This window comes from Rhizobium sp. BT04 (assembly GCF_030053135.1).
In the GTDB taxonomy this organism is placed as follows: Bacteria; Pseudomonadota; Alphaproteobacteria; order Rhizobiales; family Rhizobiaceae; genus Rhizobium; species Rhizobium binxianense.
This window is the reverse complement of the sequence record NZ_CP125652.1, coordinates 4,317,177-4,340,187: the sequence shown is the minus strand read 5'-3', so window position 1 is coordinate 4,340,187 and position 23,011 is coordinate 4,317,177. Positions and strand designations below refer to the sequence as shown.

Annotated in this window: 25 protein-coding genes and 3 pseudogenes; 15 read left to right on the top strand and 13 right to left on the bottom strand. The window is 61.3% G+C overall.

Going from position 1 to position 23,011, the window contains the following annotated elements:
- Positions 1-35 precede the first annotated feature (35 nt).
- The 3 genes from QMO82_RS29585 (at position 36) to QMO82_RS29575 (ending at position 1,293) form a co-directional block, all read left to right on the top strand.
- Positions 36-413, top strand: a complete 378-nt coding sequence (locus QMO82_RS29585) for a hypothetical protein (RefSeq protein WP_183606213.1) — start codon at positions 36-38, stop codon at positions 411-413.
- A 27-nt stretch (positions 414-440) separates the two neighbouring features.
- Entirely contained in the window at positions 441-776 is a 336-nt protein-coding gene (locus QMO82_RS33850) for a hypothetical protein (protein ID WP_183606212.1), read from the top strand.
- Between the two features lie 373 nt (positions 777-1,149).
- Positions 1,150-1,293, top strand: coding sequence for a hypothetical protein (locus tag QMO82_RS29575; protein ID WP_183606211.1), 144 nt, complete (start codon positions 1,150-1,152; stop codon positions 1,291-1,293).
- Positions 1,294-1,325: 32 nt separating this feature from the next.
- On the opposite strand, the gene QMO82_RS29570 is transcribed toward QMO82_RS29575, so the two are convergent.
- Positions 1,326-1,466 carry a hypothetical protein gene (locus tag QMO82_RS29570; protein WP_183606210.1) on the bottom strand — a complete coding sequence of 47 codons (141 nt, stop codon included), beginning with the start codon at positions 1,464-1,466 and terminating at the stop codon, positions 1,326-1,328.
- Between the two features lie 111 nt (positions 1,467-1,577).
- Here QMO82_RS29570 and QMO82_RS29565 point away from each other — a divergent pair, with 111 nt between their 5' ends.
- Entirely contained in the window at positions 1,578-2,681 is a 1,104-nt protein-coding gene (locus tag QMO82_RS29565; RefSeq protein WP_183606209.1) for a fatty acid desaturase, read from the top strand.
- 169 nt (positions 2,682-2,850) lie between these two features.
- Here QMO82_RS29565 and QMO82_RS29560 read toward each other — a convergent pair whose 3' ends face one another.
- Positions 2,851-3,765 (bottom strand): SDR family oxidoreductase, encoded by a 915-nt coding sequence (locus QMO82_RS29560; RefSeq protein WP_183606208.1) that lies wholly within the window; start codon positions 3,763-3,765, stop codon positions 2,851-2,853.
- A gap of 154 nt (positions 3,766-3,919) precedes the next feature.
- Between QMO82_RS29560 and QMO82_RS29555 the strand changes: the two genes are divergently transcribed.
- The 4 genes and pseudogenes from QMO82_RS29555 to QMO82_RS29540 all read left to right on the top strand — a co-directional run bounded on the left by QMO82_RS29555 (position 3,920) and on the right by QMO82_RS29540 (position 7,155).
- Positions 3,920-4,480: a TetR family transcriptional regulator gene (locus QMO82_RS29555; protein ID WP_183606207.1), complete on the top strand. Its 561-nt coding sequence runs from the start codon at positions 3,920-3,922 to the stop codon at positions 4,478-4,480.
- A 61-nt stretch (positions 4,481-4,541) separates the two neighbouring features.
- Positions 4,542-4,732, top strand: a pseudogene (locus QMO82_RS29550) (IS701 family transposase); the annotation flags it as partial.
- Positions 4,733-4,797: 65 nt separating this feature from the next.
- Positions 4,798-4,986: pseudogene (locus QMO82_RS29545) on the top strand (IS6 family transposase); the annotation flags it as partial.
- A gap of 207 nt (positions 4,987-5,193) precedes the next feature.
- The gene (locus tag QMO82_RS29540; RefSeq protein WP_183606663.1) at positions 5,194-7,155 is read left to right on the top strand and encodes an elongation factor G; all 1,962 of its coding nucleotides are present in this window, start codon (positions 5,194-5,196) and stop codon (positions 7,153-7,155) included.
- Positions 7,156-7,194: 39 nt separating this feature from the next.
- Here QMO82_RS29540 and QMO82_RS29535 read toward each other — a convergent pair.
- Positions 7,195-7,736 (bottom strand): annotated as a pseudogene (locus QMO82_RS29535) (transposase).
- A 222-nt stretch (positions 7,737-7,958) separates the two neighbouring features.
- Positions 7,959-8,435, bottom strand: coding sequence for a YcgN family cysteine cluster protein (locus tag QMO82_RS29530; protein WP_183606206.1), 477 nt, complete (start codon positions 8,433-8,435; stop codon positions 7,959-7,961).
- 204 nt (positions 8,436-8,639) lie between these two features.
- On the opposite strand from QMO82_RS29530, the gene QMO82_RS29525 reads away from it, so the two are divergent.
- The 3 genes from QMO82_RS29525 to QMO82_RS29515 all read left to right on the top strand — a co-directional run bounded on the left by QMO82_RS29525 (position 8,640) and on the right by QMO82_RS29515 (position 12,142).
- Positions 8,640-10,826, top strand: coding sequence for a transglycosylase domain-containing protein (locus QMO82_RS29525; protein ID WP_183606205.1), 2,187 nt, complete (start codon positions 8,640-8,642; stop codon positions 10,824-10,826).
- Between the two features lie 187 nt (positions 10,827-11,013).
- Entirely contained in the window at positions 11,014-11,601 is a 588-nt protein-coding gene (locus QMO82_RS29520; protein ID WP_183606204.1) for a DUF1214 domain-containing protein, read from the top strand.
- Positions 11,594-12,142: a DUF1254 domain-containing protein gene (locus QMO82_RS29515; RefSeq protein WP_183606203.1), complete on the top strand. Its 549-nt coding sequence runs from the start codon at positions 11,594-11,596 to the stop codon at positions 12,140-12,142. The genes QMO82_RS29520 and QMO82_RS29515 overlap by 8 nt, the downstream gene beginning before the upstream one ends.
- Positions 12,143-12,156: 14 nt before the next feature.
- On the opposite strand, the gene QMO82_RS29510 is transcribed toward QMO82_RS29515, so the two are convergent.
- A complete protein-coding gene (locus tag QMO82_RS29510) occupies positions 12,157-12,324 on the bottom strand; it encodes a hypothetical protein (RefSeq protein WP_183606202.1) in 168 nt (55 codons plus the stop codon).
- A 541-nt stretch (positions 12,325-12,865) separates the two neighbouring features.
- Here QMO82_RS29510 and QMO82_RS29505 point away from each other — a divergent pair.
- A complete protein-coding gene (locus QMO82_RS29505; protein ID WP_183606201.1) occupies positions 12,866-13,072 on the top strand; it encodes a hypothetical protein in 207 nt (68 codons plus the stop codon).
- Positions 13,073-13,320: 248 nt separating this feature from the next.
- Positions 13,321-14,370 (top strand): DUF2336 domain-containing protein, encoded by a 1,050-nt coding sequence (locus QMO82_RS29500; RefSeq protein WP_183606200.1) that lies wholly within the window; start codon positions 13,321-13,323, stop codon positions 14,368-14,370.
- A 21-nt stretch (positions 14,371-14,391) separates the two neighbouring features.
- Here the strand turns inward: QMO82_RS29500 and QMO82_RS29495 are convergent, their stop codons facing one another.
- The 3 genes from QMO82_RS29495 to QMO82_RS29485 all read right to left on the bottom strand — a co-directional run bounded on the left by QMO82_RS29495 (position 14,392) and on the right by QMO82_RS29485 (position 17,345).
- Positions 14,392-14,736, bottom strand: a complete 345-nt coding sequence (locus QMO82_RS29495) for a DUF1491 family protein (RefSeq protein ID WP_183606199.1) — start codon at positions 14,734-14,736, stop codon at positions 14,392-14,394.
- A gap of 136 nt (positions 14,737-14,872) precedes the next feature.
- Positions 14,873-15,793: a peptidoglycan-binding domain-containing protein gene (locus QMO82_RS29490; RefSeq protein WP_183606198.1), complete on the bottom strand. Its 921-nt coding sequence runs from the start codon at positions 15,791-15,793 to the stop codon at positions 14,873-14,875.
- Entirely contained in the window at positions 15,765-17,345 is a 1,581-nt protein-coding gene (locus QMO82_RS29485; RefSeq protein ID WP_210305615.1) for a HAMP domain-containing sensor histidine kinase, read from the bottom strand. The genes QMO82_RS29490 and QMO82_RS29485 overlap by 29 nt, the downstream gene beginning before the upstream one ends.
- Positions 17,346-17,757: 412 nt before the next feature.
- On the opposite strand from QMO82_RS29485, the gene QMO82_RS29480 reads away from it, so the two are divergent.
- Together QMO82_RS29480 and QMO82_RS29475 are read left to right on the top strand one after the other, a co-directional pair.
- Positions 17,758-18,252 carry a DUF5330 domain-containing protein gene (locus QMO82_RS29480; RefSeq protein WP_183606196.1) on the top strand — a complete coding sequence of 165 codons (495 nt, stop codon included), beginning with the start codon at positions 17,758-17,760 and terminating at the stop codon, positions 18,250-18,252.
- A 347-nt stretch (positions 18,253-18,599) separates the two neighbouring features.
- The gene (locus QMO82_RS29475) at positions 18,600-19,022 is read left to right on the top strand and encodes a SufE family protein (RefSeq protein ID WP_183606195.1); all 423 of its coding nucleotides are present in this window, start codon (positions 18,600-18,602) and stop codon (positions 19,020-19,022) included.
- 384 nt (positions 19,023-19,406) lie between these two features.
- On the opposite strand, the gene QMO82_RS29470 is transcribed toward QMO82_RS29475, so the two are convergent.
- The 5 genes from QMO82_RS29470 to QMO82_RS29450 form a co-directional block, all read right to left on the bottom strand.
- Positions 19,407-19,838 carry a MucR family transcriptional regulator gene (locus tag QMO82_RS29470; RefSeq protein WP_097611337.1) on the bottom strand — a complete coding sequence of 144 codons (432 nt, stop codon included), beginning with the start codon at positions 19,836-19,838 and terminating at the stop codon, positions 19,407-19,409.
- 439 nt (positions 19,839-20,277) lie between these two features.
- The gene (gene mnhG, locus QMO82_RS29465) at positions 20,278-20,610 is read right to left on the bottom strand and encodes a monovalent cation/H(+) antiporter subunit G (RefSeq protein WP_183606194.1); all 333 of its coding nucleotides are present in this window, start codon (positions 20,608-20,610) and stop codon (positions 20,278-20,280) included.
- Positions 20,607-20,960, bottom strand: a complete 354-nt coding sequence (locus QMO82_RS29460) for a cation:proton antiporter (RefSeq protein ID WP_183606193.1) — start codon at positions 20,958-20,960, stop codon at positions 20,607-20,609. The genes mnhG and QMO82_RS29460 overlap by 4 nt, the downstream gene beginning before the upstream one ends.
- On the bottom strand, positions 20,957-21,430 hold the full coding sequence (locus tag QMO82_RS29455; protein WP_183606192.1) for a Na+/H+ antiporter subunit E: 474 nt from the start codon (positions 21,428-21,430) through the stop codon (positions 20,957-20,959). Before QMO82_RS29455 ends, QMO82_RS29460 begins: the two co-directional genes overlap by 4 nt.
- Positions 21,427-22,989 (bottom strand): Na+/H+ antiporter subunit D, encoded by a 1,563-nt coding sequence (locus QMO82_RS29450; protein ID WP_183606191.1) that lies wholly within the window; start codon positions 22,987-22,989, stop codon positions 21,427-21,429. The genes QMO82_RS29455 and QMO82_RS29450 overlap by 4 nt, the downstream gene beginning before the upstream one ends.
- Positions 22,990-23,011 lie beyond the last annotated feature (22 nt).

The following is a 23,011-nucleotide window of genomic DNA, read 5'->3' as shown; positions in this document are numbered from 1 at the left end:
CAAGAATTCCGTTGCGTTGCCTTGGCGAAAGGCGCATGGTCCCAACTTCGGCAGCCATTGTACGGGCGCTGCCGACTGAGGGTTTTCATATCCTCGCCCCGACGAAAGGAGGACCCATGTCTTCCACTTCAGAAAAGCCGCATCTGACCTCGTCCGATCTCGACATGCTTCAGGGCGTGCTCGACGACGCCGGCTACGACGCCAGAATCCTGATCGACGACCAACGGGTTTTCAACGTCGCGGCCATGCTGCTGATCAGGCTGTTCCAAGAGGGTGTCACCTCGCCAGCCATGCTCTCACGGGCGCTCGAACACCATTTCGGCAAGCCGAAGGCCCCGCCGAAAATGGTAACCCCTGTCTGCAACCGCTATGCGATACAGGGATTGCCGCGCGAAAGACGCGCCGCCGGCTAGCGAGCCTCCCGGCTCCGAAGGATTATTGTGCGGAAAACCCTCTTGCTTTGTCTCTCCGTCGCAGCGGCCACCTATTTCGGATGGGTGCAATTCGGAGCTTACCAACAACGGCAGCAGGCTCGGGATTTTGCTGACATCGACAAGGAGCGCCGGGTGGCGCTCCTTGAGGTCGATGGCTGCCAGGCACGGGTGGATCTGCTTCTGTCGATGACCGACCGCCTGCTCAAGGCCGGCGGCATGCTGGTGCCGCTCGATATTGGGCGGGATATCGAACTCTGTTTGGCTCGCGGCATCATGTCGGCATCAGGCCTGGCGGAGATGGAAAGAACGAAGCTGATCCGCCTGTTTCCGGTGAATGATTAAGCCCTGTGGAAATATGGCTTTCCTGCGGCAGCGGCCTTAATGGCACCTCAATTTTATTCTATAGTAATGGCTCGCTGATTTGGCCGATGCGGCATTTGCGGTGACCGGATTTCCGGCCCCGCCATTTTCCCGATCGCGAAAGCATGGTGACGTCCCGTCTCAATGTCGGGTTTGGCTTTCGGTGACCTCTCCGGTCATCCGCCTCCAGACTGCGATGCGGTTTCAGCAGGCATCATTTTCATTCCACTCCTGCGGCCCGGTGTTGTCGGGTTGCCCCTCACGACGATCCCGCGACCTAGGTCGCGACCGACAAGCGGGGCGAATACCACGCAGGCTGCAGCTTTCAATGTCGATCTCAAAGGGAGATTTCACCATGGCAAAAGGACAAGTCAGAAGCAATCGCGAGGTCCGGAAGCCGAAAAAGGACAAGCAGGCGGCGAAGGTGGAAAGCACATTCGCCAATCAGATGAAGACGGCGACCACAGCCGCCCCGCACGGCAGTGCTCCAAAGAAATAGCAGCTCTTATCGAGCCGCCGGCTTCGCCCTCGCTAGCGCATATCGAGATCGATTTGCGAGAGGGTGATGCGCGAATTCAAAGCGATAGCGCGTCCCGTCGGACGCGCCGCGCTCCAGCGCGACACCATCACCCATTGACATGTTTTCAGAAAAACAGGAATTGCTGCACCCATGACCACTCTTCATACAATGTACCACTTCGACTATCCGCTTTTCCTCATTCGCTCGGCCGTGGTGATTGCACTCGGCCTGTCGGCCATCGCGGCCTTTCACGGCGCCACTCTATGATCGAATCTGCGCGCCGCAGCGAGTGCGAGGAAATCCAGCTTGCCCCTCTGGGCCAGCCTACCGAAAACCCTGAGCGATCGCTCGGGGATGCCACGCTTTTCGCTGAAAAACGCTGGCTGAAGATCCTGGCCGGATATCGCCAGCCGAGGGCCGGACGCAGCGCATTCGAGCTTGCCGTCACCGTCGTCCCCTTTGTGCTGTTCTGGGCCGCCGCGTGGGCCGCGGTTCACTATAGCTTCTGGCCTGGCCTGATCCTCGTCATTCCCGCCGCCGCCTTCCTGCTGCGGCTGTTCATGATCCAGCATGATTGCGGTCACGGCTCGTTTTTCGCCCGTCGTCGCCTCGACGACTGGGTTGGACGCACGATCGGCATCCTGACGCTGACGCCTTATGACTACTGGCGCCGGGCGCATGCGGAACACCACGCCTCGGCCGGAAACCTCGACGAGCGCGGGGTCGGCGACATCGAGACGCTGACGATCGCCGAATACAGCGCGCTGTCGCGCCGCGGCCGGCTTGCCTACCGGCTCTACCGGCACCCGATCGTGATGTTCGGGATCGGGCCGGCATGGCTGTTCCTCTTCAAGCAGCGCCTGCCTTTCGGCATGATGCGCTCCGGCGCCCTGCCCTGGGTTTCGACCATGGCGACCAATCTTGCCATCGCACTGGTCGCCGCGCTGCTGATCTGGGCGGTCGGGATCATACCCTTCCTTCTGGTGCATCTGCCGATCGTGCTGCTTGCCGGTGCCGCCGGCGTCTGGCTGTTCTACGTCCAGCACCAATTCGAGGAAACGCATTGGTCGAAGAAGCCGGACTGGCAGTTCCAGCATGCGGCCCTGCACGGCGCCTCGCATTACGACCTGCCGCCGATACTGCGCTGGATCACCGGCAATATCGGCATCCACCACGTGCATCATCTGTCGAGCCGGGTGCCCTACTACCGGCTGCCGGAGGTGCTGCGAGACCATCCTGAGCTTGCCGATATGGGCCGCATCACGCTCATGGAAAGCCTGCGTTGCGTCAAGCTGGTGCTGTGGGACGAACAGACGAAGCGACTGGTGTCGTTTCGCGACGCAGCCCGGCTTGCCCCCGCACGGTAGTCGACAAACCTCAGAGCGGTTCAGCTTTTCATGGAAAAGTAGAACCGCTCGAGCCTTTTGTTTTGCGCGATTCCCGGCAAAACCGCTTCGCGCTTTGCCGGGAATTTGCTTTGTTTGGTCTACGCAATTCCGGACGGAAAACCGCTTCGCACTTTTCCTGGAATTTGCTTTAGCGGTAGCCAGTCACGTCAGCCGGTTTGTCCGCCTCCTGAACCTCCACCATGTAGCGCCAGCAATCCGGCCGTGAACCGTCGATGTCATCGAAGCCGTAGGTCTTGGCCATGCCGCCGCTCGACAGCGACTGGCCGTTCCAGCGGGCGCGGTTAGGATCGGCAGCGATCGCCACAACCGCGCGACCGACGAAGCGCGGGGTTTCGGAAATGGCGAAATGCGGCTGCACCTTCGTCGCGTCGCGCCAGTTCCCCTCACCGACACCATAGGCATCCAGCATCATTTCCGAGCGCAGCCAGCCGGGCGTGATGGCAATGGCGGTGGCGCCGTGTTTTGCCAGGTCCTGTGCATGCGCCCACGCCATGCGGGTGACGCCTGTCTTGACGAGGTCGTAGAAGGGCGACAGCCGGTAGTGGGTGGCATTGTAGTCGGCCGTGCCGTCGGTCACCTCGACCAGCAGCCCGCCCGGCCGCTCGATCATCAGCGGCAGGGCGTAATGGGCGGTGATCAGATGCGTCTCGATGCCGAGCCGCAGCATGCGCAGGCCCTTGTCCAGCGAATGCTCCCAGACTGATTTGTCCCATTCGAACAGTTTTTCGCCGCCCCAGATGTCGTTGACGAGAATATCGAGCCGGCCGGCCTCGCTGCGAATACGACCGACGAGCGCCTCGACTTGCTCCTTGACGAGATGGTCGACCTGCACGGCAATGCCCCTGCCGCCGGCAGCGGTCACCAACTCGGCCGTCTCCTCGATCGTCTCCGGCCTGGCGTATTCGGATTGCTGCGCGCGTGTCGTGCGACCCGTCACGTAAACGGTGGCGCCAGCGGCGCCGAGTTCCACCGCGATGCCACGACCGGCGCCGCGTGTTGCTCCGGCCACCAAAGCCACTTTCTCCCGCAAGTCCGCTGTCATCTTTCCATCCTCCTCGATAGAACTGCGCAATTCCGGGTGCAAAAGCGCTGCGCATTTTTGCTGGAATTGTTAAGGAAGGCGCCCGGAGTTAGCCGTACTCCTTGTATATAAACGAATGATCGTTTACATTGGTGGTGAATGCAAGAGGAATTTCATGCCACGCCGTCGCACGCTTTCCGATGAGCAGCTTCTCGCCATGGTGCTGGCGGTAATCCAGGCCGAGGGGCCGGATGCGGCGACCTTTGCGGCGGTGGCGAAAGCGAGCGGCCTTTCCGGCTCGACGCTGGTGCAGCGTTTCGCAACGAAGGCGGCGATGCTGCGCGCAGCGCTGCTCTATGCCTGGGACAGGCTGGATGCGGAAACGGCGCGGCTTGCCGGGACCGTGGCGAAAACCCCGGAAGGCGCCGTCGCGCTGCTCGTCGGCCTGTCGCAGCATTACGGCGACAATGCCGCCGCCTACGGCGAGGGATTGCTGGTGCTGCGCGAGGATTTCCGCGATCCGGTGCTGCGGGCTCGCGGTGCCGCCTGGGGAACGGCGCTGACGGCAGCGATCGCGCCGTGTTTCGGCTCGGCGAAGGCGCCGGCGACGGTTGCCCGACTGATGCTGGCGCAATGGCAGGGTTCGCTCACCTGGTGGGGATTTGGCGCAGACGGTCCGGTGGCTGCCTATGTGGAGACGGAATTGAAGCGCTTCCTGACCGCAGTGAAGCCCTGATCCCCGCTTAGACTAACATTACAGCTGCATATCGTTGGAATGTCTGACTCCATGGGTTTCCATGATCCGCAGGTCATGGATGACAGGCGTATCGATTGAGGCGACGCTGGAGCTTTGGGCGTCTTCGTTGCGTGATGTGAAAGCGCGAATGCGGCCGCTGTTCACACAGGAGCGGGTAGCGAATTCAGCATGCCAATTTCTGGACGGTTTGCTGGGAAAGAGCGGCGGAAGACGGGTTGGATGCGGGCGGAAGGGTTCTGTTGCAAAAATCCCGTTGATGCCCGAAAGAGCGCTGAAGATTTTCAGCGATACTTTTGATGAGTAATTTCAAGTGGCGGCATTTTCAGGAGAGATTATCCTTTGGGCGCTGGTACTGCCGCTACGGTGTCAGCTACCGCGATCTCGAACAAATGATGGGTGAGCGGGGTGTGCCCGTCGATCAATCCACGATTTACCGCCGGGTCCAGAAATATGCGCCCGAGATCGAAAAGCGGCTGCGCTGGCACTGACGCCGATCGCAGTCAAAAAGTGTCGAGGTATCATCTTGAATTCGTTGCAGACAGAATCTGATCATTAAATGCGAGACGACATCAGCCTCAAATGCAAGTCCAGGTCAAAGCATTGTGAAACTGAACACCTCTGGCGCCTTGCAGCGGTTCAGGGCATCCTAATGATGGCTGAAAATTGTGTTTATGGCAGTTGGAGGAATGCCGATGCGCTGCTTTACCGTGCTTGGACCCTCGCAGACCGGAAAATCAACAGTCGTGGAAAAGCTCGGCTCCCTGGAGGGGGCGCCGAGAAAATCCAGCTCCCCATATGGATTGAAGCTTGCAGAATTCACCTTTGGAAACGAGGCGTGGTGTGCGCTGGATGCGCCAGGACCCAACGAAGCGTTGGCACATGCACAGCACGCGCTTCTTGCCAGCGACGCCTGCATCCTGTGCGTTTCATCGGCACCCGAGGAGGCTGTGCTCGCCGCGCCCTATCTGCGGGTAATCGAAGCCTCGGGGACGCCGTGCATCCTCTTCGTCAACCGGATGGACGAACCGAGAGGGCGGCTGAGGGATGTGATCGCCGCGCTTCAAGACTACGCCAACCACACGCTTTTGCTTCGCCAGATCCCGATCCGCGACGGAGACAGGATCATAGGCAGTTGCGATCTGATTTCGGAACGGGCGTGGCGCTACCGGGAAGGCCAGACTTCGGCGCTGATCGCAATCCCTGAAAGCGCCGCCGAGCGCGAGCATGAAGCGCGCAGCGAGCTCCTGGAACACCTGTCCGAATTCGATGACTGGCTCCTCGAGGAACTGATCGAAGATCGGGAGCCGCCCAGCGACGCCCTCTATGCCATTTCATCGCGGGTTCTCAGGGAAAACAGGATTATTCCAGTCCTGATCGGTGCCGCAGGTCACGGCAACGGCATGATGAGGCTGATGAAGGCGCTGCGCCACGAGGCGCCGCCGGTAGGGGTTCTTCGACAGCGCCTGGCTCGTGCGGGCAATGTCGATGAAAACAAGCTGACCGCCGTGAGCTTCCATGCCTATCATCGCCAGAATGTCGGTAAGACAGTGCTCGTGCGCGCGCTTGGCGAGGGACTGCGGCAGGGCGCATCACTGGGCGGCTCCGGCCTCGGCGCCGTACAGCATCTCGCAAACGGGAAGTCCAATTCGGCGGTCGTGCCTGCGCTGGGGGATGTGTTCGCGACGGTCAAGTCCGACCACTTGCCCGTCCCTTCGCTGTTCACATCAGACGCGGTGGTCGCCCCGCCTGAGTGGACGGAGCCACCCACGCCGATGCTTGAAAGGATCCTAATCCCAGGCAGCGCGCGCGATGAAAACAAGCTCTCCGAAACGCTGGCAAAACTTTCCGAGACGGATCGCGGTCTTGTCGTTTTGCACGAGGAAGGCACGGGCGCCCAGCTCGTCCGCGCCCAGGGCCCGGTCCATCTGCGCGATCTCTGCCGAACCCTGTCCGAGGTCTTCCATATCGACGTAACCGATCGAATGCCCAGCCCGATCTACCGCGAGACAATCGCGAAGCCGTCCGAGGTTCACTACCGGCATCGCAAACAGACCGGCGGTGCCGGGCAATTCGCGGATGTGAAGCTGAGCATTCGCCCCAACGAGCGCGGCCGGGGCTTCACCTTCAGCGAAACCGTCAAGGGTGGCGTCGTTCCGCGCAACTACATCCCTGCCGTCGAAGCAGGCGCGCGCGAAGCGATGGAGAAAGGGCCGCTCGGCTTCCAGGTCATCGATGTCGGCGTAACGCTGTTCGATGGTCAGTACCATGCCGTCGACAGTTCGGAACACGCCTTCAGGACTGCGTCGAAGATGGGAGTGCGACAGGCGCTTTCCGAAGGATCGGCCGTTTTGATGCAACCGGTCTTCCGCAGCGAAATTCACATTCCGTCGATCTATTCCGGCAGCCTCGTCCAGATCGTCTCCGCTCTCAAGGGTCAGGTTCTCGGCTTCGACCGGGATGAAGCCGCTAAAGGGTGGGACATCTTCCGGGCACTTATTCCGGGCGGCGCACTTGACGATCTGGCGCGGGCGCTGCGCTCGGCGACGCAGGGCATTGGTTACTTTTCCAAGACCTTCGATCACTTCGAGGAGCTATATGGAAAGGAAGCGGACGCCATCGTGAGAGCACACGAGGAACCAGGCGTCGCACGCTGAAACGTTCGCGCCACGTCATGCTCGTTCGCAGAATGGGGCTCATGTCGTTTGGCAGTTAACCGTGATCGAAGTCGCCAATTCGAGATAGACCCAATCATGCCGTCGCGCGCCCTTGGTCCCCTCGCCTGCCGACAGGCGTCGCCAGGCATGGTCAGGCTCTTCGGCGATGTCCTTCGCTTTCCCGGCAACGGCCAGCGGTTTGTCCCATGAGCGAAAGAGATGATTGGCGTTCACGCCCAGCACAATAGCCCATGCGGCTCGTTTGAGCGCCATTTCGATGTCGCCCCCACAGACACTGTCGGCAGCCACCCAGGAAAATGGCACATCCGAAGCGATTGCCCGCTCGATCATGGCAAGCGCCAGTGCCGGCTTGGTCAAAAAGCTGACGGTGTCCGGCACATGAGCTCCGGCACCCGGTTCCGGTCCTCCGTCCAGGCCCTCGGCAGATAGAGTGCCCGATCGATGAAGGCATGACCATGGCGGGAGACATACGACGCGAACACGCCGATCTGGCAATTGGTGATCTTGCCCGCCGAACCTGTATATTGCCGGCCGACACCACAGGATGCCTTGCCCCGCATCCAACCCGTCTTGCGCCGCTCTTCTCCCAGCAAACCGTCCAGGAATTGGCATGCTGAATTCGCTACCCGCTCCTGTGTGAACAGCGGCCGCATTCGCGCTTTCACATCACGCAAAGACGCCCAAAGCTCCAGCGTCGCCTCAATCGATACGCCTGTCATCCATGACCTCCGGATCATGGAAACCCATGGAGTCAGATATTCCAACAATATGCAGCTGTAATGTTAGGCTTCCTCTTCATCCTTTTTCGCGCCGACGGTCAGCGGCCAGTCGACGACATAATCCTCAAGATCGTCGATATCGATCTCGGTTTCGCTGATGGTGCGGCCGCGGGCAGAAATACCGGCGGCATGGACGGTTTCGGGATCGCCGGAGATCAGCGGATGCCACCAGTAGAGATCCCGGCCTTCATTGACCAGCCGGTAGCCGCAGGTGGGCGGCAGCCAGGCGATATCGGGCACGTTCTCCTTGGTCAGTTGCACGCAGTCCGGCACGAAATCCCAGCGGTTCTCATAGCTGGAGCAGCGACAGCTTTCGCCGTCGAGCAGCTTGCAGCTGACCGAGGTGAAATAGATATCGCCGCTGTCCCATTCCTCGATCTTGTTGAGACAACAGAGGCCGCAGCCGTCGCAGAGGCTTTCCCACTCGGCGACGGTCATTTCGGCCAGCGTCTTTCGCTTCCAGAAGGGCAGATCGTTCATCGTTCGTTTCTTGCAACAGAGGCCCGCAAATTCGCGTGACCCTGATGCATCTCTCTTGTTATCGGCCGCAAAATCAATCAATCCTTCAGCATACTCCTGATACTCGGAGAATTCTCTCCTGGTATCGGAGAGCTTTGCGGCCATATGCGGGCCTCGCGCTTTCGTCGGATATGACCGAAGCGCGATCAGGCGGGAATACAGGACGTGCAGGATCCGGACAACCCAGGAAATGGGCCAGAAAAAGGGCCTGGAAAAGCGGCGAACGAGGCGGCGGAAAAGCGGCCGGCGAAGAGCCGTCACATTCTGCTGCGCATCGATTCCTGGATCGATTCGACCGTCTGGAACGCCGGCTTCCGCGCCGCCGAGATCTGGGAAGACATTACCATCTTCTTCCGCCGCTTTCGCGTGCGCGGCTGGAAACGCATGGTCTTCGAACTCGCCGGCGAAGGGCTGACGCTCGGGGCGGCCGGCTCGGTGCTGATGCTGCTGCTTGCCCAGCCGGCCTTCGAGGCGACCAAGGAGGACTGGCGCAACCGCGGCGATTTCGCCGTCACTTTTACCGACCGCTACGGCAACGTCATCGGCCATCGCGGCGTCATCCACCAGAATTCCGTGCCGATCGACGAACTGCCGGATTCCTTGATCAAATCCGTTCTGGCCACCGAAGACCGGCGCTTCTTCGATCACTTCGGCATTGACGTCATCGGCCTCTTCCGCGCCATGGTCACCAACGCCCAGGCCGGTGAAGTCGTGCAGGGCGGCTCAACGCTGACGCAACAGCTCGCCAAGAACCTGTTCCTGTCCAACGAGCGCTCGATCGACCGCAAGGTCACCGAAGCGTTCCTGGCGCTTTGGCTCGAGGCCAACCTTTCCAAGAAGGAAATCCTCTCCACCTATCTCGACCGCGCCTATATGGGCGGCGGGACTTTTGGCGCGGCAGCGGCGGCACAGTTCTATTTCGGCAAGGATATCACCGATGTGAACCTTGCCGAATCCGCCATGCTCGCCGGCCTGTTCAAGGCGCCGGCGAAATATGCGCCGCATGTCAACCTGCCTGCAGCGCGTGCGCGCGCCAACGAGGTGCTGACCAACCTCGTGCAGAGCGGGCTGATGAGCGAGGGCCAGGTGATAGCCGCCCGGCGCAACCCTGCCACCATCGTCGACCGCAACGAGGTGGAATCGCCCGACTTCTTCCTCGATTGGGCTTTCGACGAGGTGCAGCGGCTTTCGCCGCGCTTTCATCAGCATTCGCTGATCGTGCGCACGACGATCGACATGGGCATCCAGCAGGCAGCCGAAGATTCGGTCGAAACGTCGCTGCGTGAATATGGCGAGGCCTACCACGCCAAGCAGGGCGCCATGGTGATGATCGAGAACGGCGGCGCGGTGCGCGCCATGGTCGGCGGCCGCGATTACGGCGAAAGCCAGTTCAACCGCGCCACCAGGGCGCTGCGCCAGCCGGGCTCTTCCTTCAAGGTCTACACCTATTCGGTGGCGATGGAGAGCGGGATGACGCCGCAGACGACGATCGTCGACGCGCCGATCTCCTGGGGCAATTGGAGCCCGCATAATTATGCGAACCGCTATGCCGGCCGCATCACGCTTGAGACCGCGATCGCTCAGTCGATCAACACCGTGCCGGTGCGGCTCGCCAAGGAAAAGCTCGGCATCCAGCCGATCCGGGCGATGGCGAAGAACCTCGGCGTCGAAACGCCGATCCGCGACGACGTCACCATCCCGATCGGCACCTCCGAAGTGACGGTGCTCGACCAGGCGACCGCCTATGCCACCTTCCCAGCCGGCGGCTACCAGTCGCGCCGCCACGGCATCACCCAGATCCTCGATTACGACGGCGACGTGCTCTACGATTTCGACCGCGACGAGCCGGCGGCGAAACGCGTGCTGTCCGAACAGGCCGACGCCTATATGAACCAGATGCTGTCGCGCGTTCCCTATGTCGGCACGGCGCGCAAGGCAGCACTCGACAACGGCATCGTGACGGCCGGCAAGACCGGCACGACCCAGGCCTATCGCGACGCCTGGTTCGTCGGCTTCACCGGCAATTACACCTGCGCCGTCTGGTTCGGCAATGACGACTATACCTCGACCAACGAGATGACCGGCGGCTCGCTGCCGGCGATGACCTTCAAGCGCGCCATGGACTACGCCCATCAGGGCGTAACGCTGCGCGCCATCCCCGGCATCGAAAACCCCCTGCCCTCGGAAAAGGATCTCGCCAAAACAGCCGCCGCCAAGCCGCAGGACGGATTGCCGCAGCTCATCCGGCCGCGCATGCTCTCGGTGCAATCGACCGACATCCTTAAAAAGCTCGGCGAGAAGCTGAAGAACGCCGCGCCGCTGGCGCCGGCGAAGGTAGCGAGCGCGGAGTAGGCTGGCGCGGGAGATCGCCGGTGTGAGGGCAGCCAATTGGCGCCAACCTGACACCCCTGTTGTTGCGCATGGGCATGACGGCTTCGCGGATATAACCGGGGATCAATCGGCGCCTATGTCACGGCGCGGCATTCCACCCCGCCAGAATCAGTGGTAACCCTTTCATCCCGGTTTCCAAGGTCATGACGTGTTTCGCTTTCCCCTTTTCATCCTGATCACGCTGATCGTCGCCTTCGGGGGCGGGATCATGATTTCGCTGTATGCGCTGGATGCGACACAGGGTTTCGGGGCGATCAAGCTCGGCGCGTGGGAGGCCTTTCCGGCGTTGCAGACGGTCGAGGCCGATCCCTATGCCAAGTCGCACCGCGCCCGCGCCGGCAAACTGCTTTATGGCAGCGCCGAAGGCCTGACCTTTACGGCGAGCGTCGATGACGACGGCGCGCGGCTGAACGCCAACTGCCGCTACCGCATCAGCGGGCAGACCCCGCCTGCCCGGCTGTGGACCCTCTTTACCGCCGACAATGGCGGCAATCCGGCGGCGGTGAAGGCCGGGCATCCCTCGGCGCTGAATTCCTGGACCGTGCTGCGTCAGCCCGACAGCAGCTTCTCGATCGAAATCTCAGCCGCCGCGCAGCCGGGGAACTGGCTGGCCTTGCCGGAAGCCGGCACTTTCCGGCTGGTGCTGACACTGTTCGACACCCCGACCGCAGGCAGTTCCGGGGTGATCGACCTCGCCATGCCGAAGCTCACCAAGACCGGATGCGGCAATGCTTAGGATATTCTTCGCCATCCTGACCGGCCTTTTCGGCGCAGCGCTGCTGCATCTCGTCATCATCCTGTCGCTGCCGCATTTCACCGGCAAGGACGCGGCCACCCGGGTGGAGGCCGAGGGCGATCTCAACAATTTCTACCTGCTCGGCGACCGGTATGACGAAGCCGGCCTTGCCAATGGCGACCCCTTCCTGCGCACCGCCGTCTGTTCCTTCGACGTCGAGGATGCGCCGGTGCATTTCACCGCCAAGGGCAATGTCCCCTTCTGGTCGATCGCGATTTACGACAGCGCCTCCAATGAGGTCTTTAGCATGAACGACAGGACGTCGGTCGGCGGCGCGCTCGACGTGCTGGCCGGAGGTCCGATCCAGCTGACCGACCTGCGCAAGAACCTGCCGCAGGAATTGCAGCAGGCGATCCTGGTGGAAATGGCACGGCCGGACGGTTATGCCGTGCTGCGGACGCTGGCGCCGCAGGCGAGTTTCGATGAGGCGGCGCGCACCTTCCTGACACAAGCCGGCTGCGAGCAATTCAACGCTCGCTAGGGTTGAGCAGGCGATTACTTTTTATTGACGCGCGGCGTGGGCGCCGGGCGATGTTTCGGGCTCTCGACCAACCGCTCGTAGCGAACGCCGGTGAACCAGAGGATCTTGGCTTCGCGGGGCTCTTTGTCCGGTCGGCGCGGCGCCCGCGGCCGCCGATCCGCCAATGCGACTATTATTGCCATTCTCGTCTCCATGCACTGCCCGAGACGGATGAATTTGCGATGGATTTCACCCTGCCCGCCAATGTGCGGGCCGGCGCGTCCTGCAGGGCCGGGATTGCCGGACCGAGGGCATTCGCGCCTTTCCCACGGCACCTGATTGAAATACCGTGATCAGGACTTTCAACGATCCAGATACTCAAATCGCGTCGTTCCCATCCGAATTGAGACAGATGACAGTTAACAGTTTACTAATGTTCGGCAGACGCCCAACACAGTTCACGTCACTTCTCCTGTAACGCGCGAAGAGTTGATTTGGTTTCATGCCACCCGCGCAAAGTACCGGCCGCGGATCGATGCGTAAAACGAGAGACAATTCATATAGTTGGGACAGACGAGGAGTGATTATCTGCGGGGAAAGACATGTTGTTGCAAAAATGCTTCATGTAAATATTTAATTGCGGCCAACTCGGATGCGCGTATGGTTGCTCTCGTCGATCACATTTTCCGGGCGCCGATCGATCGCGGATTTTCCGCGTTCTTGCCGGGATGCGGAGGACACGCGGTGTCTTTGCTGGTGAATTCATCTTTCTCGCCTGAGGATCTCGACGTGCTGCGCAGTGCGCTCGATGCCTGGTGCGCGGAACAGCGCGTCGACATCAAGAGCGTCGAGGCTCAGTTTGCCGCATCCGCAGCACTCGACCTTTATCAGCCCGGTCACGACAGCCGCGAAAAGCTGCTGCACGCGCTGCACGATCGCAAGGCCGCCTGAACTTTTCCATCCTCACATCAGCGATGAGCAATGGCGGCGGCGTCCCGCTCAAGCCAGGCATTTTATATTGCCGGCTAATCAAATCGCGACACGCTTCGCGTGTGTATTTCTGTTGCATTTTAATAAAATCTTCAGCATGCATTAACCGTACCGGTGTAGGATTTGTTCATAACCGTATGGCCAGACATGCGTTCCGCCAGCGCATATCGGCCCGTGGTCCCCTTGTTCTGCGTTTTCGGGGTGTTGTTGTGCGTGACCGGTTTCGAGACCTAGAAGGCCCCTTGGCCGTCAGGAAAAAGGACGTGGTATTGATGGCGACTGTCAGCAGTTTCGAGAACCTGTCTCATCCGACACGCTCCGAACTGCGCCAATTTGCCGAGCTTTTCATGCCGCTATTCCAGGCCTCCTCCGACGAGGCCAAGCGCCAGGCGGTCGCAGCTCTGTCACAATGCGAGAACATGCCGGCCGCCGTGGCGTTGTTCATCGGCAACCAGCCGATCGAAATCGCCGCCCCTTTTCTTGCCGCCTCAAAAGCAATCGCCGACGATACGCTGATCACCATCGCGCGCATGCAGGGTGCGGCGCATGTCAAGGCGATCGTCAGCCGCGATTCGCTTTCGCCGAAAGTCATCGATGCGCTGGTGGCGCTGCGCCAGACCCAGCCGCGATCCGCCGCCGCCTCGGCGCCGATCACGGAATCGCCGGCAGTGCCGCTTGCGCCGGCGCCCACCGAAACCAACGAGGCAGACGCGCTGGAAGAACAGCGGATCGCCAATGAAGAGGCATTGCGCGAACGCATCCTCGGCCTGGCCGGTCATCTCGGTCATAAGGAGGACGACAGGCTCGGCCTGCGCACGCTCACCGACATCCAGGAGGCATTGCTGGTGCGCTTCGCCCGCTCGCGCGAGGCGACGCATTTCGCGACAGCCCTTGCCGACGCGCTGTCCGCCAGCCGCTGGCTTGCCGAGCGCATCATGCTCGATCTTTCCGGCCAGCAGCTCGCCACGACGCTGACGAGCCTCGGCATGAACTTTCTCGACGCCGTCTTCGTGCTGGAGAGACTTTATCCGCATCTTGCCGAACAGCAGCACAACGTCACACGCGGCTGGATGGTGCTCGATGCGCTCGACCCGGAAGAATGCCACGAACGTGTGGACGCCTGGCGTCGCGCCGATCGTTATACCTATAAGCCTGAAGTGCCCAATGTGCCGCCCCCTCAGGAAACCCCCAATACCCGCTTCATCCGCCAGGCGGCGCCGCAACGCGACATGCGCGTCATGGGACGGCGGTATCGCTGAGTTTAAGCCCGACTTCGGCTGTCAGCCATTCCGCCCAAGCGGGAGCATGTCTCCCAGTTCCTCTGCCTCCAGTTCGACGATCCAGAGATCGGGATCGAACTTGCGTTCACGCTCCAGCATGGCGCGCACCGCTTCCGGGTCCGCTCGCGACAGGCGGACTTCGAACAGCCGGTCGCCGGCCTGGCCTTCGTCGAAGGCGGTCTGGGGCGCCGGCGCATAAAGCGTTTCCAGGCCGTCGCGAAAATGCTGGCGGATGAAGATCGCACCCGCCTCCTCCGCCCCCTTTTTTTCCACAGCGGCGAAATCGCCGCTGGCGAAGACGCGGCGCAGGAGTGCTGAAACGAAGATGTCGGCGCGTAATCTCATCGGCGCGGTATAGACCGGCGCGCCGGCGGCGGCAATGCGGGGTCAGAGTTTGACCTTCCGGGTTTCAAGCGCGTCGCGATCTTTCAGATCAGCTCCTCACGCTTTAGGTCTGCATGTCGCTATCGCGCGACATGCCCTAGATCGCGCCGATTTCCTTGAGTTTCTTCAGCACCGCCTGGTTCGGCTCGCCGTTTTCGGGCAGGTTGTAGTGCTTCTGGAAATGGCGGATGGCCGCGCGGGTCTGTTCGCCGGCGACGCCGTCGACGCCGACATTGGCATAGGCCATGTTGGAAAGACCCTTCTGGATCTTCAGCACCAGGTCGACATTGGTGATTTCGCTTGATGGAACCTGCTTTGCGGCTGAGGGAGCGGTTTTGACCGTCTTTTCGGCGCTGCGGATCGCCGCTGCCACCGGGTCTTCCGCCGCCGCCTTCGAGCTCACATCCTCGGGGGGCTTTTCCGCGGGCACGGTCGAAGGGCCTGATGCATCGATCCTCAGCGCCGCCAGTACCTCCGGCGTCGGATCGCCGGTCTGGGCCATGCCGACGGTTTCCTCGAAGAAGAGGATGGCCGCGCTGGTGCGCGGGCCGATGATGCCGTCGGGGATGCCGTTATAGAGGCCGCGGCGTACCAGCTGCTGCTGGATGTCCATGACAAGCTGGCTCGGCTGCTGGCCGGGTGCTGCCGGCACCGGCGTTGCATTGGTGGTGGCGGCAGCATCCTCCGGCCGTTCGATCCGGAAGGTGGTGACGTCGCCCTGCTCCTCGGCCGGGCGGCGGGCGCCGAGCACGGTTGGAGACTGCGGATCGCGGGTGCGGAAAATCGGATGCGGATGCAGGCCCGGCTGATACCAGAGCGCATTGGCGGCGACGAAGGAGAAGATGACGATGAAGGTGATCGTGCCGCCGGCGACCGACGGATTGCGGCCGATGACGCCGCCGAGCGCGGATGCGCCCTGCAGGCTAAGCCCGCCCAGGGCGGCGGCGCCTGACATCAGAAGACCCGGCTGCTGCCGTCCCCTTTTTCCCTTAGGCGATTTTCGCTTGCGCGCGGCCATCGAAACGCCCCTCTTCCAATTCTGCGCCTGTGTTGACCGCGCCCTTCAGCCGCGGCGGAAATTCGACAGTCGCGCCATGGCCGGCCTCTTCGGCGTGTTTGGCGCCCGAGCCGTCCACCGCGATCTCGATGGTGATGATCGTGCCTTCGCCCGGCTGGCTGGCGATGGCGAAGTGACCGCCATGCAGCGCCACCAGCCCCTTGACCAAGGATAGACCAAGGCCGGTGCCTTCGAAGCGGCGGGTATAATCGTTCTGGATCTGGACAAAGGGCTGGCCGAGCAAGGCCAGCTTGTCGGCCGGGATGCCGATGCCGGTATCGCTGACCGTCAGCTTCAGGATGCCGTCTCGTGCCGCCGCATCGACCGAGACGACGCCGCCGGCCTCGGTGAACTTGATGGCATTGCCGACGAGATTGATGAGGATCTGCTGAATGGCGCGCTGATCGGCGACGACCTCGCCGAGGCCGCGCTGGATACGGCTCGTCAGCGTGAGACCCTTAGTCTTGGCTTGCAATGCGAGCATCGATTCGCAGGACCTGACCGCGCTCGATATATCAAAGCCTTCAAGGATCAACTCGTAGCGGCCGGCTTCGATCTTGCTCATGTCGAGCATGGTGTTGACGACGGACAGGAGATGCGCGCCGGAATCGCGCACCAGACCGACATATTCGCGCTGGCGGTCGTTTTCGAACTTGCCGAAATATTCGCCGATCAGGATATCGGAAAAACCGAGAATGGCGTTGAGTGGCGTGCGCAGTTCGTGGCTGACGGCGGCGAGGAAGCGCGATTTGGCGTCGTTTGCCGATTCGGCATCGACCGCGCGGTTATGGGCTTCGTCCCGCAGTTGCTGCTCGACGGAGACATCGCGCAGCTGGGCGATGATGGCGGCAAGTTCGCCGTCGGCATCGCGCCGGGCGGTCATGTCCATTCTCAGATAGGCGAACTGGCGTTGATCGCGCGAGACCGAGGGCCGGTCGAGGCGCAGATCCACGCACGCGGCCTCCTCGCCCCGGCGCAGGTTATCGAGGGCCTGCAGGAAAAGGATGCGGTCGGAGACATGCACCTGCTCGAGGAAGCCCCTGCCCTTGGGATCGCGCATCCAGGCGAGGAAGTCGCGCCGGTCGCGGCCGCCGACGGTCGCCACACTGCCGTGAGGGTCGAGGAAGAAGACGAGGCCGGGGGTGGCGGCAAGGAAGAAATCCTCCGCCGACTGCGTGGCGATACCGGCGGACGACCCCTGACGGGCGAGCGCGATGCTGCCGACGGCGGAAAAGAGAAAGGCGGCGCAGACCATGGCGACACCGGCCGGCAAGGCGACGGCTGGACTGGTCACCGTCGAAAGGCCGATAGGGGCGGCGATAAGAGCGGCCGACGAGAACAGCACGAGGCGGCGCAGGATCGCGAGCTCGCGTTGGCGCATGGCTTCGCCGCCACCCGTCCGGGAGAGCCAGCTTATCGCCGCCCGGTCTACGAGGGCCGACACCCAGCCGCCAATGTTACTCAATACACGCACGCAATACCCGCCCAAAAGGCTGTCTATCGATCCGGACAATAGGCCCCGGCGACTTAAAGAAAGGATAAGGCAAAAGCGCTGTTCACCGCCAGAAACCGCCGGAATTCCCGTTTTGAAGCATCTGGAAGGCTCTTTGCCTTTTGTGGTTAATAGCAGGTAAGCGACGGATTTTCCTCATATTTCAGCATTGCGTTAACTCCTGTGGCAAGGCGAGCCGGCAAAAGCCCTGCAATTGCAAGGAGGTGCTGCCCTGATGCTTAACGGCGATCGCTCGCATTCGACTGAAATGCTCCACAAATGCCGTTTGCTAAAATTTGAATTAAATTTGCCGCAAATGCGCGTGAGTTTCGAAAAGCGGCATTCGCAACTTGGCAGTAGGGTGGAAACACACCGGACAACCGGCCTGATTCGGCGACAAGAACCGGACGGGAAAACAGGATGGGCAACGACAATGTGGTTTCTGATCAAAGGATCCTTCTGGTTTGGCCTCGTGCTCGTGCTTCTTTCCGTCTTCAGCACGGAGAGTTCCGACACGCTCGCCAGCGGCCCGCAATTGCAGCTTTCCGACGCGTTCACGGCGGCAAGCGGCGCCTATGATTATCTGACAGGCATGTGCGCGGAAAAGCCCGAGGTCTGCACCAAGGGTGCCGAAACCTTCACCGCACTCGGCCACCGAGCCCGTGAAGGCGCCCGCGTCGCCTATGAACTTCTCGATATCCAGTTCAAGGACGAGACGCCGGCGACCGCAAGGCATGCCGAGCCGCAGGTACCGGTGGCACTCAACATGCCTTCGCTGGCGGCACCCGCCATCCAGGAGAAGGTGCGTGAGGCAAAAGCGGCACTGGGCCAGCCGATGCCTTACCGCCCGCCGGTCGACGACGATGCCGCAGCCGAGACGGTGGTCACCGGCGCGATTCCGCTGCCGACGCCGAAGCCGGCGATCTGACGAATTTTTTCACCTTTCAGTTTTCCAGCTTGCATCGGTGGTCCGCATGACGCGGAGATGCCCCATGCCTGACGTGCCTGCCCTGTTTTAATTCAGCATGTTGCTGCGCCGTGAGGATGCCCATCTCTCACGGCGTTTTTTCTATCTTTTGTTTGCGCAATTCCCGGCAAAACCGCTTCGCGCTTTGCCTCGGAAAACCGCTTCACACTTTTCCTGAAATTGCTTTAATGGTTCAAATCTGCCGGTCTTTCACCTATATGCACCTATAGAGCATTTCCTGACGCATTCCGGACGCAAAACCGCTGTGCACTTTTGCTGGAAGCGCTTCAATCGTGAAAGGCTTCTGCATGGCATCCCTCGACCAGATCATTGACGACTTCACCTTCCTGGACGATTGGGAAGACCGCTACCGCTATGTCATCGAACTCGGCAAGGCGCTGCCTGATCTGGCCGAAGAGAAGCGCACCTCCGAAAACAAGGTGATGGGCTGCGCCAGCCAGGTCTGGCTGGTCACGCATGCGACAGGCAATCCCGACAACCCGGTCATGAACTTCGAGGGTGATTCCGACGCCCATATCGTGCGCGGCCTCGTCGCCATCGTGCTTGCCACCTATTCCGGCAAGACGGCATCCGAGATCGCCGGGCTCGATGCCTTCGAGATTTTCTCGAAGATCGGCCTGGTGGAAAACCTGTCATCGCAGCGTTCGAACGGACTGCGGTCGATGGTGAACAGGATCCGGGAAGAAGCTAGAGTCCGCGCCGCGGCGTGAGCGCGGCCAGGTCGGCTTTGAGTTGCTTTGGCCAATCGATTCGGAAAGCGCCTCCCAGCCGAATCGAGTATATTAACTCTTGCTCACAGTATAGGAAATCATTCTAAGCCCGCCGGCAAAGCATAAGGCGGGTTGCCTGACGCTGTTTTGGCGTCCCCCCGAATCACTTGCGCAGGTTCGAAATACTGCAGCGATTGTTTTCATCGCCTTGAAACGGCACACAAAAACATGCGGCACCCTCGATGCAGGAGACCCGCCCCTCATCCGGCTACCATCCGCACGAACCGACAACTGTGGCACGAAGCCGAGTCGAGAACGAAACTCCACAAATTGAAAAAGCCGGGCACAGGACCCGGCTTTTGTCGTCGATGCTTTCGAAAAAGCTCAGCCGCGGCCGCGCTTGCGGCGCTGCCCAAGGCCCATTTCCTTTGCCAGGCGCGAACGCGCTTCGGCATAAGCGGGCGCTACCATGGGGTAATCGGTCGGCAGGTCCCACTTCTCGCGGTATTCTTCCGGCGAGAGGCTGTGATGCGTCATCAGGTGACGCTTGAGGGACTTGAAGTTGCCGCCGCATTCCAAACACGTGATCTGCTCGTCCTGTACGGACTTACGGACAGAAACTGCGGGCTTCTGTTTTTCGACGATCGCCGCAGCAGGCTGCGGTACGGACGTGTTGCTCAGTGCCGAATGCACGTCGGAAATCAGATTAGCCAGGTCGCTGACCGGTACAACATGGTTGCTGACATAAGCCGCGACGATGTCGGCCGTCAGTTCCACAAGCAGCTCCGGCGCATTGCCGGTCGCCATATCCGTCATATTTTTTCTCCTGTTAGCATGCTCATACGGCCTTTGACTGACACGCCAAAGACCCGCCTCGTAGAAGCGAACAGCAAAAGCACGGGAAGCGACCTTCTGTTTCGAAAAACGCGAAATCCACCCCTAGATTCCGAAGAGCGAGACCTGTTCTTATACTGCCTGACTGCAAACCACTACGTCATACCCCAGGCGTTGGCCTCAGTTAGACATGAAAAATCAAAACTGAGGGACGTGGAAGCAGTACGATTGTAATTCACAATCAGAACTCTACTTGCATTTTCAAATACCATCGTTTGACCAAAAGGCCAATTATTATTTGTCGTTTTTCTTGAGAAAAAATGACAGATGAAGAATTAAGGCACGCCCAGGCAAGCTTTACTCACAGCTTCCTGTGCATAAGTTTTGCATAAATCTGGTAAAGCAGCCACACAGAATAGGCTCAGCGCTTGCTGATATCGTCGCGGACCGAGACAGCGCCGAGCTGATATCCCGAAAGATGGGCGGCTCTCGCCAGCAGATGGGCCGAGACCGGCGCCGTCAGCAACAGGAAGACGAAGCCGGCAACGGCGCGGGCGAGAATCGTCAGATCCTCGGAATAGAGGCCGGCGGCAAGCAGCAGCAGGCCGGAGCCGACAGTCCCCACCTTCGAGGCGGCGTGCATGCGCGTATAGAGATCGGGCAGCCTGACCAGGCCGATCGCCGCGACAAGCGCAAAGAGCGCACCGGCGATCAGCAGCAGAGCGGCGACGGCAGCCAGGATATAATCTATCATCGCTTCTTTCCCCCTGCCCTGCGCTTTTTTGCGCTGCCTTTCGCGGCAGCTGCGGACGGCACCGATTTGATGTTGCCGCGCGACAGCACGAATCGGGCGAAGGCGACAGTCGCCAGGAAGCCGACGAGGCCGAGCGAGATGGCGATATCGATATAGAGCGAAAAGCCCGCCTTGACCGCGATGACGGCTGTGAAGCCGATGGCGAGACCGGTCAGCATGTCCAACGCCAGGATCCGGTCCGGCAAGGTCGGGCCGGCAACGATGCGCCAGACGGTCAGAATCAGCGCCAGGCCGAGGATGACGAGGGCGGCCGAGGATGCGGCCGCGACGATGGCGGCAGGTGTGATCACCGGAAGGCCTCCATGATCTTGCGTTCGAAACCGTTGGCGATATCGCGCTTGGTCGTCTCCGGATCGGAACAATCGAGCGCGTGGACATAGAGCGTGCGGCGATCTGTGGAGACGTCGACCGAGAGCGTGCCGGGTGTCAGGGTGATGAGATTTGCGAGCAAGGTGATCTCGAAATCGCTCGTCACCGTCAAAGGGAAGGCGAAGATACCGGGCTTCAGCTGCATATCGGGCGAGAGCACGGTGACCGTGACCTTCCAGGCCGACAGCGACAATTCCTTCAGGAACAGCGCGGCGAGCGAAAGCACCAGTCGGGCGCGGCCGATATATCCCTTGCTGCCGAAAGGCTCGCGGATGATGGCCAGTGCCAAGGCGCCGAGCAGGAAGCCGAAGACGAGATTGTGCAGCGAGGCGCTGCCGGTCACAGTGACCCAGGCAATGGCCAGCAGCAGGTTGAAGACGAAGGCGATCACCTGATACCTCCGGGAAAGACCGAATGTAGATAGGCCTTTGGATCGGCAAGGCCCGCGGCGGCCGATTGCGACAGCGCCAGCAGCTTTTCCGGCAGGATGCCGAAGCCGATGGTGAGCGCCGTCAGTGCGGCAAGCGGCAGGCCTGTGCGCCAGTTCGCTCTCGACGGAGCGAGCGCCATCGCCGCCGGGCGCCAATAGGCGAGCAGAAAGAGGCGGCCGAAGGCGATCGTCGTCAGAATACCGCCGGCGAGGATTGCAGCCGCCAGCCACCAGGTGCCGCTATCGAGCGAAGCCTTGACGAGAATGACTTTCGGCCAGAATCCGGAAAAGGGCGGCAGGCCGCAGGCGGCCAGGAAGAGCACCAGGGAGAGCGCGGTGAAGCCGCCGCTTTGCCGATAGAGCCCGCCGAGATCCGACAGCAAAAAGCCGCCGCCACGCCGGGCGATCTCGCCGGCGGCGAGATAAAGCGCCGTCATCAGCGCCATGGAATGGAGCGCATAAAAGACCGCGCCGCTGATGCCGTCAATGCCGCCGCCGGGACCACCAAGGGCGACGCCGGCGAGCATATTGCCGATGCCCGATATGACGACATAGCCGAACAGCCTGCGGATATCGTTTTCAGCCAGCGCGCCGAGCGCGCCGACGACAATGGTCGCAGCGGCGGCAAGCGCGATCACCAGGCTCAATTCCGCACGTTCCACCGGCAGCAGCATAACCATCACCCGGATCAGTGCATAGATGCCGACCTTGGTCAGCAGGCCGGCAAACAGCGCGGAGACGACGATGCGCGGCGTATGATAGGCGGCGGGCAGCCAGAAATTGACCGGGAAGGCAGCGGCCTTCATGGCGAAGGCGAGCAGGAAGAGGCTGGCCAGCGTCATCAACGGCGCGGTGGCGCGCAAATTCCCCGCCTTTGCGGCGATATCGGCCATGTTGAGCGTGCCGAAAGCGGCATAGAGGATGCCGACGCCGATCAGGAACAGCGTCGTGGCGATGAGGTTCAGCACCGCATATTTCAGTGCGCCGTCGATCTGTCGGCGTTCGGAGCCCAGGATGATCAGCCCGAAGGAGGAAATCAGCAGCACTTCGAACCAGACATAGAGATTGAAGACATCGCCGGTGAGAAAGGCGCCGCTGACGCCGGCCATCAACAGCATGAGCAGCGGGAAGAAACCGTATCGCCGGCCACTTTCACCGATATCGGCTAGCGCATAGATGCCGCCGGCGAGCGCCGCAAGGGCTGCGGTGAAGGCCAGCAGCGCCCCGAAGAGATCGACGGTGAAGGCGATGCCGAAGGGCGGCAGCCAGCGCCCCATGACCATGGTGAGCGGTCCCTCGGCCGCGACCTTGGCGAGCAGCGCCGCATCGATCAGCACCAGCGCCGTAAGGCCAGATATGGCAAGCCAGGCCTGCAGACGTGGATGAGCGCGCAACATCAGCAGGACGGCGCCCAGCGTGATGCAATGGGCGACCGGTAGGATGGCGAGCCAATGACCAATCGGCACCGGAGCGGTGATCAGGGCGGCGGAGAGATCGATGGTGGCGGTTGGCGCGGCCATCAGGTGGCGCCTCCCCTGTCGC